Genomic DNA, 12,419 nt, shown 5'->3' with positions numbered 1-12,419 from the left:
TGGTGAATAACCGAATGATAGATGAGAAGCAACTCGAAATATTTAGTATTCAGTTAGGACAGCGTTTACTGCAACTTGATAAAACAGTGACGGCAGCGGAATCCTGTACTGGTGGATGGATTGCCAAAGTGTTGACGGATATAGCAGGCAGCTCAGCTTATTTTAACCGTGGGTTTGTAACTTACAGTAATGAAGCCAAGCATCAAATGATTGGGGTAACGAATGACTCATTAGCGCGTTTTGGCGCAGTGAGTCAGCAAGTTGTTCAGGAAATGGCGCTTGGTGCATTAAATGAAGCTCAGGCAGACTTTGCGATGTCAGTCAGTGGCATTGCTGGACCGGGCGGCGGTAGCGAAGATAAACCTGTCGGGACAGTTTGGTTTGGTTTTGCATTAAAGCAGGCCAATGGTACTGTGGATGTTGTGACTCGTCATCAGATATTCGAAGGTGATAGGTATCAAGTTCGTTTGCAATCAACAGGTTATTCGCTGGAAACGCTTTTACAGTTAATATCTGAAAAATTTCCTTGATACTGTATGATTATACAGTATACTTAGTTTCAACAAATCGAATTCAATCGTTTTATTCGCAATGGTTACCACCATTGCCTTAGGGAGTGAACATGGCTATTGATGAAAACAAACAAAAAGCACTTGCTGCGGCATTAGGTCAAATCGAAAAGCAATTCGGTAAAGGCTCCATTATGCGTCTTGGTGAAGACCGCACAATGGATGTTGAAACCATTTCAACAGGCTCTTTATCTCTTGACGTTGCTTTAGGTGCGGGTGGTTTGCCATTAGGGCGTATTGTTGAAATCTACGGTCCTGAATCTTCAGGTAAAACGACATTAACTCTGCAAGTTATTGCAGCAGCTCAACGTAGTGGTAAAACTTGTGCGTTTATTGATGCCGAACACGCGCTTGACCCTATCTACGCGAAAAAATTAGGCGTTGATATTGATAACCTTCTGTGTTCCCAACCAGATACGGGTGAGCAAGCGTTAGAGATCTGTGATGCATTAACTCGCTCTGGTGCAGTAGACGTGATCATCGTTGACTCCGTTGCAGCATTAACACCAAAAGCTGAAATTGAAGGCGAAATCGGTGATTCTCATATGGGCCTTGCGGCGCGTATGATGAGCCAAGCAATGCGCAAATTAGCGGGTAACCTGAAAAATTCAAATACTTTACTGATTTTCATCAACCAGATCCGTATGAAGATTGGTGTGATGTTTGGTAACCCAGAAACCACGACTGGTGGTAACGCGCTGAAATTCTACGCTTCTGTCCGTTTAGATATCCGCCGTATTGGTGCTGTGAAAAACGGTGAAGAAATTGTTGGTAGCGAAACTCGCGTTAAAGTTGTGAAAAACAAAGTCGCGGCGCCATTTAAACAAGCTGAATTCCAAATCCTTTATGGTGAAGGAATCAATACCTTCGGTGAGCTGATTGACTTAGGTGTTAAACATAAGCTGATTGAAAAAGCGGGTGCTTGGTACAGCTATAACGGCGACAAAATTGGTCAAGGTAAAGCGAACTCGACAACTTACCTGAAAGAACATCCTGAAGTTGCACAAGAAATTGATAAAAAGCTGCGTGATTTATTATTAAACCACACAGGTGAATTTAACAGTGCAGCAACTGATTTCATCAGTGATTCTGATGAAGAAGAGGTTCCAGAAGAATTTTAATTCAACGCTAACGTGTTGAAATAAATTGATATCAAAAGCGCCATTCTTAATTGATTGGCGCTTTTTTGTTTCTGCCTATCACAATAATAGTTTATTGCACAGTTTTTCTGTGGAAAAATACCCTAGCCAGAGGTATAAACATACTTTCAGAAAATATTCAGACGCTTTACAATGAAAGCCGCGAATGGATGTATCTATATTTTACTTCTATACAAAGAGACTTTATCTTATCAGTCACTTTTTAATCGGAGAGTTGATTAGAGGTGATGTTACATTCCATCTCAACAATTCGTAATTCTGTTTCCAGCTTGATATCGGGATAAATATGAGTAAAAGCACCGCTGAGATCCGTCAAGCGTTTCTCGACTTTTTCCATACGAAAGGTCATCAGGTGGTAGCCAGCAGTTCGCTAGTGCCAAATAATGACCCAACACTATTGTTCACTAACGCAGGGATGAACCAGTTCAAAGATGTATTTCTTGGTCTGGATAAACGAGCATATTCCCGAGCGACAACCGCACAACGTTGTGTACGTGCAGGTGGTAAACATAACGACTTAGAAAACGTGGGCTATACCGCTCGCCACCACACATTCTTTGAAATGCTAGGTAATTTTAGCTTCGGTGATTATTTTAAACACGATGCTATTCGCTTTGCATGGGAACTTTTAACCAGCGAACAGTGGTTTAACCTACCAAAAGAAAGACTGTGGGTTACTGTATACGCGACTGACGATGAAGCTTACGATATTTGGAACAAAGAAATTGGTGTTCCTGTCGAGCGTATTATTCGCATTGGTGATAACAAAGGCGCTCCTTACGCATCTGACAACTTCTGGCAGATGGGTGACACAGGGCCTTGCGGGCCTTGTACCGAAATTTTCTTTGACCATGGTGATCATATCTGGGGTGGTCCTCCAGGAAGCCCTGAAGAAGATGGCGACCGCTATATTGAAATCTGGAACCTCGTCTTTATGCAGTTCAACCGTCAATCTGACGGTACCATGGAGCCGCTACCAAAACCGTCTGTAGATACAGGCATGGGGCTGGAGCGTATTTCTGCGGTTCTGCAACACGTGAATTCTAATTATGAAATCGATATTTTCCGCGAACTGATTGCTGCAGCAGCAGAAGCGACAGGTGCAACTGACTTGTCCAACAAATCTCTGCGCGTTATTGCTGACCATATTCGTTCATGCGCGTTCTTGGTGAGCGATGGCGTAATTCCATCCAACGAAGGTCGTGGTTACGTTTTACGTCGTATTATTCGCCGTGCGGTACGTCATGGTTATATGCTGGGTGCGAAAGAAACGTTCTTCTATAAATTAGTTTCTACCCTAATTAAAGTGATGGGGCCTGCTGCAGAAGAGCTACAGCGTCAACAAGCTTTAGTTGAGAAAGTATTAAAAACTGAAGAAGAACAGTTTGCGCGTACTTTAGAGCGCGGTCTGCAATTATTAGATGAAGAGTTGGCATCACTGAAAGGCGATACGCTAGATGGTGAAACCGCATTCCGTCTCTATGATACTTATGGATTCCCGTTAGATTTAACGGCGGACGTATGTCGCGAGCGCAACCTCAAAGTAGATGAAGAAGGCTTTGAGCGTGCAATGGAAGACCAGCGTCGTCGTGCGAGAGAATCAAGCGGCTTCGGTGCAGACTATAACGCCCTGATCAAAGTTGATAAACACAGTGAATTCTCTGGCTATCAGCATGATGAACAGCAAGCGACTATCACAGCATTATATAAAGATGGTCAGCCGGTTGATTCCCTGCAGGCGGGTGATGAAGGGTTAGTGATCCTTGATAAAACGGCATTCTACGCAGAATCTGGTGGTCAAGTTGGTGATACTGGTGTTCTCAAAAATGACAGCGCTAGCTTTACTGTGACTGATACCCAAAAATATGGTCAAGCAATTGGTCATGTGGGTAAGGTTGAATCAGGTTCATTAGTTGTTAACCATCGAATTGCGGCTATAGTCAATAGTGAAAGACGTAATGCTATTCGTTTAAACCACTCGGCGACTCACTTATTACATGCAGCATTACGCCAAGTCTTAGGCGAGCACGTTTCTCAAAAAGGCTCGTTGGTGAATGACAAGTATCTCCGTTTTGACTTCTCTCATTTTGAAGCGATGACACAACAGCAACTGCGTCAAGTGGAAGATATTGTGAACGCTCAGATCCGTCAAAACTCAGAAATTGAAACTGAGTTGATGGATTTAGAGGGGGCGAAAGCGAAAGGGGCTATGGCATTATTCGGTGAAAAATATGAAGAGCGCGTACGTGTTCTGAGTATGGGTGATTTCTCCATCGAATTATGTGGTGGTACACATGCTAGTCGCACAGGGGATATTGGCCTATTCAGTATCTTAAGTGAGTCTGGTACCGCTGCAGGGGTTCGTCGTATCGAAGCGACAACTGGTGCAGCTGCGATGGAGCACTTACATACTCAGTCAGAACAACTTTCTGCGATTGCTCACCTGTTAAAAGGTGACGTAAATAGCTTAGTTGAGAAAGTTAAAGCTGCATTGGATAAATCACGAAATCTTGAAAAAGAGATTTTGCAATTAAAAGATCAGCAAGCTTCTCAAGAAAGTGCTTCACTAGGTAGTAAAGCGAAAGATGTTAAAGGTATCAAACTATTAGTTAGTCAATTAAGCGATACTGATCCTAAACTATTGAGAACAATGGTCGATGATCTAAAAAATCAGCTGAAATCGGCGATTATCGTGCTTTCAACCACAAGTGGTGATAAAGTCAGTATAATTGTTGGTGTGACTAATGATTTGACTGCTAAAATTAAAGCAGGTGATTTGGTATCCTACGTTGCTCAACAAGTAGGCGGTAAAGGCGGCGGTCGATCAGACATGGCGATGGCTGGAGGTACTGACGTAAGCGCATTACCAACAGCGATGGAAAGTGTCGAACAATGGGTTGATTCTAAACTGTAATTGCTGCGAAGTTACCCCATTTTAGTGGGGTAACTTTAATCTGTTGCAGCATTGTTAATATGTTGCCGGTAGTGTTATATTTTGCTTGTAAATAATTAGAATTATTGCCTTGATGGCATCAATGCTTTAGGTGAATGTCATTGCTTTACGTTTTCACGGTGTGTGATGGACAATAGCGGGGAATACCTAGAGACCCGACTCTTTTAATATTTCAAGGAGCAAAGAATGCTTATTCTGACTCGTCGAGTTGGTGAAACACTCATGATAGGCGATGAGGTAACAGTGACCGTATTGGGCGTAAAAGGCAACCAAGTACGTATTGGTGTTAATGCCCCAAAAGAAGTTTCTGTTCACCGTGAAGAAATTTATCAACGGATCCAGGCCGAAAAGACTCAACCAGACAATCAATAATAATGAATAAGCGTCCAGTGAGTTATCACACAGCAATAATGGGCGCTTGTCTTTCTCTTTTTTATCTTTAGTGATTCCCTAATTTTTCTATTCTGTAATTGGCTTAACACATTATGTTAGTGTTGAGCGCTATCTCTTTGAATGAATCGACCTTTCTTCCTGTACTATTTTCATACTGCTAAGCTACACGCTATCAACTTTCTCCATTTTTTCCTGAATTTTTTATAATAAGATTGAAGATAATAAAAGGGCAAAAAAGCACGGAAACATCGCTTTTTCGGTGTTAAACTAATCATCTTGCTTGTGAAATGTGCAAACGATCATTGGAATGCAAAAAGTTTGGAAAAATTGTTTGACTTCTAAGTCTAGGAAAGTAATATGTGCGCCACACAGAGACGAGATGTTTAAACAAAAACAAATCGCATGTGACTAAAATATGGTGAGGTGGCCGAGAGGCTGAAGGCGCTCCCCTGCTAAGGGAGTATGCGGTCAAAAGCTGCATCGAGGGTTCGAATCCCTCCCTCACCGCCATTTTAGGCTCTGCATCCGTAGCTCAGCTGGATAGAGTACTCGGCTACGAACCGAGCGGTCGGAGGTTCGAATCCTCCCGGATGCACCATTTTCTACCTTATGAGTAAAACTGATAGGGTGATGTTTTAGTTTATAGCGAACTAAAGCAAAAGTAGTTTAGATTTAATATGGTTTTAAAGCTAACAAGATTTACAACCATAAATATTGAAGTAGATTTTGATTAAGCAGTATTGAGAGAGAAGTACGTATTGCACTAAAATGCATCCGTAGCTCAGCTGGATAGAGTACTCGGCTACGAACCGAGCGGTCGGAGGTTCGAATCCTCCCGGATGCACCATCTCTTAAACACTTCTGTCAGTATCAATAATTCTGTCATAAATTCAATGAATCCAAATTACTGCTGTAGTTATACAGCATCGATTGATAATCGACAAATTCTGCATCCGTAGCTCAGCTGGATAGAGTACTCGGCTACGAACCGAGCGGTCGGAGGTTCGAATCCTCCCGGATGCACCATCATTAAGAAACTCCTCAATCTGAGGAGTTTTTTTTTGCCTAAAATCCTAATTTGCTATCTTCCTTCCTTTTCTTTCTGTTTTCTCATCGGGTAAACCACACATCTAGACAGCGACAATTTATGTGATTTAAGCTAAAGTAATCACCTTATTAAAATAAAACTAAATCACAGGCGGGAGGTCGATTTGATCCCGGACGTATCAAAAGCGCTCTCATGGTTAGAAGCGCACCCGGAAATTCTCAATGGCATTCAACGCGGTATTGAGCGTGAAACACTACGCGTGACACCTCAAGGTGCGTTAGCCGAGACATTACATCCAGATGAGCTGGGGAAAGCCCTTACCCATAAATGGATCACCACGGATTTTGCGGAATCCTTACTCGAATTTATTACTCCTGTAGATAAAAGCATTAGCCACAACTTGGCTTTTTTGCGGGATCTGCATCGCTATACGGCACGTCATTTACACGATGAAAGAATGTGGCCGTTAAGTATGCCTTGCTTTATTGCAAGTGAAGATAAGATCACATTAGCGCAATACGGTAGCTCCAATGTGGGGCAGTTTAAAACGCTGTATCGTGAAGGGTTAAAAAACCGCTATGGGGCATTAATGCAAACCATCGCGGGTGTTCACTATAATTTCTCATTTCCAATTGAGTTTTGGAAAGCGTGGGCGGGTGTTGAAGATGCAGAAAGCGGAAAGGAAAAAATTTCTGAAGGCTATTTACGTCTAATCAGAAACTACTATCGCTTTGGTTGGGTGATCCCATACTTATTTGGCGCATCTCCCGCTATTTGCGGCTCTTTCTTAAAGAACAGAGAAACCACACTGAACTTTAACAAGACCGAGTGCGGTACTTATTATCTGCCTTACGCAACGTCATTGAGAATGAGCGATTTAGGTTACACCAATAAATCTCAGAGTGATTTAAATATTACGTTTAACCACCTTGACGAATATGTGGAAAATCTGAAAAAAGCCATTCACAAGCCTTCCGCTGAATTTGAAAAGCTGGGCGTGAAAAAAGATGGCAAGTACGTTCAGTTGAACACCAATGTGCTACAGATCGAGAATGAGCTGTATGCGCCAATTCGTCCGAAGCGTGTCCCTCAAGGTAACGAATCGCCTTCTGATGCATTATTACGTGGTGGTATCGAATACATTGAAGTTCGCTCCCTCGATATCAATCCATTTAGCCCTATTGGGGTTAATGAAACCCAAGCTCGCTTTGTAGATTTATTCCTTATTTGGTGCGTGCTTGCAGATGCCCCGGAAATGAATGTTCAAGAGTTGGATTGCTGCCGCAAAAACTGGAGCCGTGTGATCCTTGAAGGTCGTAAACCGGAGCAGGTGATTGGCTTTGGCTGTGGTAGCGAGCTCAAACCATTGGTTGAAGTGGGACAAACGTTGTTTAAAGATCTGATCCGTGTGGCTGAAGTTTTGGATACCTGCTGTGATGCAAAATACAAAGATGTGTGTCATCAGTTTGTCGCCATGTTTGAAGATCCAAACTTGACCTATTCAGCGCTGGTGATGGACGAAATGCTGGAAAAAGGTATCGGTGGCTATGGGTTAGAATTAGCTGAAAAATACTATCAGCAGTTAATTAATGAACCTTATGAAGTGATCACTGAAGAACAGTTTGAACAAGCACGTTTGGCTTCAATTGAGAAGCAGAAGCGAATGGAGCAAGATCAGAGTGAAAGCTTTGAAGAGTATCTTAAGATCCACGCAGGACGCTAAAAGAAAATGGCCACAACGAGGTGGCCAAATAAAAAATCTTTTAAAGAATTAGGGATGATAACAATTTGCGCGTCTTTCACATATTAAGACTCCGCATTTTTGGATTAGTTTCATTTTTTTTAAATTATTTTTTTGGAGGTCATGAAATGCCGTTATTAGACAGTTTTACTGTGGATCATACGCGTATGGCTGCTCCTGCTGTTCGTGTAGCGAAAACGATGACAACGCCTCATGGAGACACTATCACCGTATTCGATTTACGCTTTACAGTTCCAAATAAAGAAGCAATGACAGAAAAAGGAACGCATACGCTAGAGCACCTTTTTGCTGGCTTCATGCGAGATCACCTTAATGGTAACGGTGTTGAAATCATCGATATTTCGCCAATGGGATGCCGTACAGGCTTCTATATGAGCTTGATTGGTCAACCGGATGAACAACGTGTTGCAAAAGCTTGGAAGGCCGCTATGCAAGATGTACTGCATGTGCAAGACCAAAACAAGATCCCAGAGCTTAATGTGTACCAATGTGGTACTTACATGATGCACTCTCTTGAAGAAGCTCAGCAAATTGCCCGAAATGTGCTAGCGAAAGATATTCTCGTCAATAAAAACGATGAACTTGCATTGCCAGAAGAAAAGCTCGCCCAGCTTCATGTTTAGTTGTTGAAAAAAACAGACTAAAAAGCCTTAAAATCACCGATCAATGGATCAGGGTTTTAAGGCTTTTTTCTTTGAAATGAACAATTAAAATTCAGGGGTTTGTGAGTCAAAACCGAGCGGGGTGATTTTTACCTGCTTGATAATATTATCGTTGATTACTAAAACTTCGATAACATAGTGGCCAATAACAATTTGTTCTTCAGGCTGCGGAATATCACCTAATACCTCTAAAACCATCCCATTCACGGTTCTAGGACCATCAATAGGGAGGTTCCAATCAAATACTTTATTCAGGTCGCGAATGTTTGCTGTTCCATCCACAAGGACGCTACCGTCGCTCTGAGGCATGACTTCTTCAGCTAAAGAAGGGGACATTGACGTTGTGAAGTCACCGACAATTTCTTCCAAAATATCTTCGACAGTGATCAAACCTTGGATCTCGCCATATTCATCAACGATGATGCCTAGCTTCTCTTTTTTATGCTGGAAATTAACCAACTGAACGTTGAGTGGCGTGCTATTTGGTATGAAATAGATCCTATCGGCAGCTTTGATCAAGTTCTGCTTGTTGAACTCGCGTTTTTCTACCATCAATCGATAAGCTTCTCGCACACGCAAAATACCAATCAAATCATCAAGAGAATCACGATACAGGACAATACGTCCATGAGGGGAGTGAGTGAGCTGCCTAACAATCGACTTCCAATCATCATTAATATCGATACCGACAATTTCATTACGTGGCAGCATAATATCGCCAACAGTGACTTTGTCTAAATCAAGAATTGAAATCAGCATGTCTTGATTACGGCGGCTGAGCTTGTTTTTGGACTCGTGAACAATAGTGCGTAACTCTTCTTTGTTGACAGCATCGTTACGAGTGTTTGAGACTTTTATTCCACAGCAGCGCATAAAAAGGGCGGAAACAGTATTAAACGCCCACACGACAGGTAACATGATTTTTTGCAGTGGCGTAAGAATAAAGCTACTAGGGAAGGCAATACGCTCAGGGTACAGTGCCGCGATGGTTTTTGGCATCACTTCTGCAAATAACAAAATAACAAATGTGAGCACACCAGTTGCAATGGCGACACCCATATTGCCATATAAGCGGATCCCGATAATGGTCGCGAGAGCAGAAGCAACAATGTTGATTAGGTTGTTACCAATCAATACTAAGCCCAGTAAGCGGTCGGGGTGGCGTAGTAGTTTTTCAACGCGGATAGCAGAGCGATTACCTTGTTTCGCTAAGTGTTTTAACCGATAACGGTTCAACGTCATCATACTGGTTTCTGATGCTGAAAAATAAGCGGATAAAAAAATTAAAACAATCAGTATGATGATTAGAGTACCAGTAGATACTTCATCCAAAACAAGGTTCCTTATTTATAACGGTCGTTTAAGACTAAAATGGCTCTACATCATGGTTAATTGCTGAATTAATCGATTACCAAAAAACGCTAAGGTAAGGATAAGTGAACCGCCCACATGGAAAAAGAGGACGCGTTTGCCTCGCCATCCACCATGAAAATGCCCCCACAGCAAAATAACGTAAACAAACCAAGCAATAACGGAGAGTACGGATTTGTGGATATTCTCTTTATCAAAGATGTTATCCATATAAATAAAGCCCGTGCACAGCGTTAAGGTCAAGAGAATGACGCCCACCTGAGTGACGTGAAACATTTTGCGTTCAATGACCATCATTGGCGGCATATCAGGGCTAAATTTCAGAATTTTGTTTTTAAGCTGGTAGTCAATAATGGCAACTTGAAACGCATATAACGCCGCGATAAGCAACGTAGCATAGCTTAATAAGGCTAAGCCAATATGGACAAATAATGGGGTGCTTGCCTCTAAATGAGTAATAAACTCACCAGGCATAATCGTAGATAAAATCAGGTTAATAATCGCGAAACTATACACAATAGGGGTTAAGTACCACGCACGCCCTAAATAGGAAACCACCGTCATAATCAAACACATTAAGAGACTGACAGAGGAACCTAAATTTAAGAGGGTGAGATTTTGCCCGCTGGCTTCACTAAAAATTTGTAATTTCAACGTGATTGCGTGAGTAACCATCGCCACGATAGCTAATAAAATAGCCAATCGACGATAAAGAGCTTGCTTGCGCACTTGTCCGGGAACGATCAGCAGCAGACTGACCATGTATGTACAAACTGCTATGACTGCAAATACGGGCATAGTATAGTGTCGTTATTCATTTTAAGTGGATAGTAATTAACTAGTATAACCCGTGCAAGTGTAGGCTCCAACTATTGGTATGACGTATCGCTGTATATTCTTTACTAATCGCTCATTTAGGCTGCTCACTTAGCTTAATGAAACGAAACAGCGAAACCCCATCAAGTATGATACAATCGGCGACCAACACAGCGTTGAATTGTGCCGTGGCTATCTTGAGTTTGCCCTTGAAATATAGCGCGCGAGTAACCAAATAAGGCTACATATAGGCCCATAACAGAATTGAGCTAAGACACATGTTTGATAATTTAACTGACAGACTATCGCGCACTTTGCGCAATATCAGTGGGCGTGGACGTCTGACTGATGACAACATTAAAGATACATTACGCGAAGTTCGCATGGCGTTACTGGAAGCCGACGTTGCTTTGCCAGTCGTCCGTGAATTTATTCAAAAAGTCAAAGAAAGTGCTGTTGGTCAAGACGTTAATAAAAGCCTAACACCGGGTCAAGAGTTCATTAAAATTGTTCAAAATGAACTGACCCGCGCAATGGGTGAAGAAAATCACCAGCTGAATTTATCTGCTCAGCCTCCGGCTGTTGTGTTGATGGCAGGTTTGCAAGGTGCGGGTAAAACAACCAGCGTTGCAAAACTGGGTAAACTGTTAAAAGAAAAACAAAAGAAAAAAGTCTTAGTAGTTTCTGCCGACGTTTATCGTCCAGCGGCGATCAAACAGTTAGAAACTTTAGCACAAGCGGTTGGTGTTGATTTCTTCCCATCTGAAGTGCAAGAAAAGCCAGCGGCAATCGTTCAAAAAGCCTTAAAGCACGCACAATTACAATTTTACGATGTGTTGTTAGTAGATACAGCCGGTCGCTTACACGTTGATGAAGCGATGATGGAAGAGATCCAAGAAGTCCATCGTATTATCAATCCGGTTGAAACCTTGTTTGTGGTTGATGCCATGACAGGGCAAGATGCAGCTAACACAGCGAAAGCTTTTAATGAAGCATTGCCATTAACTGGGGTCGTTTTAACCAAAGTTGACGGTGACGCGCGTGGTGGTGCTGCATTATCTATTCGCTCCATTACCGGTAAGCCAATCAAATTCTTAGGGGTTGGTGAAAAAACTGACGCCCTTGAGCCATTCCACCCTGAACGCGTGGCTTCACGTATTTTAGGCATGGGGGATGTGTTATCTCTGATTGAAGAGATTGAACACAAAGTTGACCGTGATGAAGCTGAAAAATTAGCGAAGAAGTTGAAAACAGGGGATACCTTTGATTTTAATGACTTCTTAAACCAGCTAAAACAGATGCGTAATATGGGCGGAATGACTAGCATGCTGAGTAAGATGCCAGGCATGTCCCAGTTACCAGATGCGGTTAAATCCCAAATGGATGACAAAATTACCATCCGTATGGAAGCGATGATCCAATCCATGACACGCAAAGAACGCGAAAAACCCGAGATTATTAAAGGATCACGCAAACGCCGTATTGCTGCGGGTTCTGGAACCACAGTACAAGAGGTTAATAAACTCTTAAAACAGTTTGATGATATGCAGCGCATGATGAAAAAGATGAAGAAAGGCGGTCTCGCCAAGATGATGCGCGGTATGAAAGGTATGATGCCTCCGGGTTTCCCGGGGCGTTAAGCAGTAAAGCCTGAAACAAAAGTGTACTTTTGATTGATTTTTGCG

Annotated in this window: 9 protein-coding genes and 4 tRNA genes; 11 read left to right on the top strand and 2 right to left on the bottom strand. The window is 42.3% G+C overall.

What is annotated here, in order from left to right; all coding sequences use genetic code 11:
• Positions 1 to 14: 14 nt before the first annotated feature.
• From pncC to luxS, 10 genes are all read left to right on the top strand, one after another.
• Complete coding sequence (gene pncC / locus GKR48_RS11615; RefSeq protein ID WP_195848246.1) at positions 15 to 530, top strand: nicotinamide-nucleotide amidase; 516 nt, start codon at positions 15 to 17, stop codon at positions 528 to 530.
• A 92-nt stretch (positions 531 to 622) separates the two neighbouring features.
• On the top strand, positions 623 to 1,690 hold the full coding sequence (gene recA, locus GKR48_RS11610) for a recombinase RecA (protein ID WP_036954212.1): 1,068 nt from the start codon (positions 623 to 625) through the stop codon (positions 1,688 to 1,690).
• 325 nt (positions 1,691 to 2,015) lie between these two features.
• Positions 2,016 to 4,643, top strand: coding sequence for an alanine--tRNA ligase (alaS, locus tag GKR48_RS11605; protein ID WP_154628200.1), 2,628 nt, complete (start codon positions 2,016 to 2,018; stop codon positions 4,641 to 4,643).
• Between the two features lie 225 nt (positions 4,644 to 4,868).
• Entirely contained in the window at positions 4,869 to 5,054 is a 186-nt protein-coding gene (gene csrA, locus GKR48_RS11600; protein ID WP_004264815.1) for a carbon storage regulator CsrA, read from the top strand.
• A gap of 438 nt (positions 5,055 to 5,492) precedes the next feature.
• Positions 5,493 to 5,585: transfer RNA gene (locus GKR48_RS11595), tRNA-Ser, on the top strand.
• 11 nt (positions 5,586 to 5,596) lie between these two features.
• Positions 5,597 to 5,673, top strand: a tRNA-Arg gene (locus GKR48_RS11590).
• 172 nt (positions 5,674 to 5,845) lie between these two features.
• Positions 5,846 to 5,922: transfer RNA gene (locus GKR48_RS11585), tRNA-Arg, on the top strand.
• Between the two features lie 102 nt (positions 5,923 to 6,024).
• Positions 6,025 to 6,101, top strand: a tRNA-Arg gene (locus GKR48_RS11580).
• A gap of 185 nt (positions 6,102 to 6,286) precedes the next feature.
• On the top strand, positions 6,287 to 7,846 hold the full coding sequence (gene gshA, locus GKR48_RS11575) for a glutamate--cysteine ligase (RefSeq protein ID WP_154628199.1): 1,560 nt from the start codon (positions 6,287 to 6,289) through the stop codon (positions 7,844 to 7,846).
• A gap of 146 nt (positions 7,847 to 7,992) precedes the next feature.
• Positions 7,993 to 8,508 (top strand): S-ribosylhomocysteine lyase, encoded by a 516-nt coding sequence (gene luxS / locus GKR48_RS11570; protein WP_154628198.1) that lies wholly within the window; start codon positions 7,993 to 7,995, stop codon positions 8,506 to 8,508.
• Positions 8,509 to 8,592: 84 nt separating this feature from the next.
• Here luxS and GKR48_RS11565 read toward each other — a convergent pair whose 3' ends face one another.
• Complete coding sequence (locus GKR48_RS11565; protein WP_154628197.1) at positions 8,593 to 9,879, bottom strand: CNNM domain-containing protein; 1,287 nt, start codon at positions 9,877 to 9,879, stop codon at positions 8,593 to 8,595.
• Between the two features lie 45 nt (positions 9,880 to 9,924).
• Complete coding sequence (locus GKR48_RS11560; protein WP_154628196.1) at positions 9,925 to 10,716, bottom strand: cytochrome C assembly family protein; 792 nt, start codon at positions 10,714 to 10,716, stop codon at positions 9,925 to 9,927.
• Between the two features lie 296 nt (positions 10,717 to 11,012).
• On the opposite strand from GKR48_RS11560, the gene ffh reads away from it, so the two are divergent.
• On the top strand, positions 11,013 to 12,374 hold the full coding sequence (ffh, locus tag GKR48_RS11555) for a signal recognition particle protein (RefSeq protein ID WP_036949826.1): 1,362 nt from the start codon (positions 11,013 to 11,015) through the stop codon (positions 12,372 to 12,374).
• The last annotated feature ends 45 nt before the right edge of the window (positions 12,375 to 12,419 follow it).

The sequence above is a fragment of the Providencia sp. wls1943 genome, assembly GCF_009706275.1.
GTDB lineage: Bacteria > Pseudomonadota > Gammaproteobacteria > Enterobacterales > Enterobacteriaceae > Providencia > Providencia zhijiangensis.
Note: the sequence above shows the minus strand (reverse complement) of the source record. Positions and strands in the feature narration are given on the sequence as shown.

Coding starts and splice junctions, on each gene's coding strand:
- GKR48_RS11560 (WP_154628196.1), bottom strand. CDS start 10,716: ATGCCCGTATTTGCAGTCATAGCAGTTTGTACATACATGGTCAGTCTG.
- alaS (WP_154628200.1), top strand. CDS start 2,016: ATGAGTAAAAGCACCGCTGAGATCCGTCAAGCGTTTCTCGACTTTTTC.
- pncC (WP_195848246.1), top strand. CDS start 15: ATGATAGATGAGAAGCAACTCGAAATATTTAGTATTCAGTTAGGACAG.
- recA (WP_036954212.1), top strand. CDS start 623: ATGGCTATTGATGAAAACAAACAAAAAGCACTTGCTGCGGCATTAGGT.
- ffh (WP_036949826.1), top strand. CDS start 11,013: ATGTTTGATAATTTAACTGACAGACTATCGCGCACTTTGCGCAATATC.
- csrA (WP_004264815.1), top strand. CDS start 4,869: ATGCTTATTCTGACTCGTCGAGTTGGTGAAACACTCATGATAGGCGAT.
- luxS (WP_154628198.1), top strand. CDS start 7,993: ATGCCGTTATTAGACAGTTTTACTGTGGATCATACGCGTATGGCTGCT.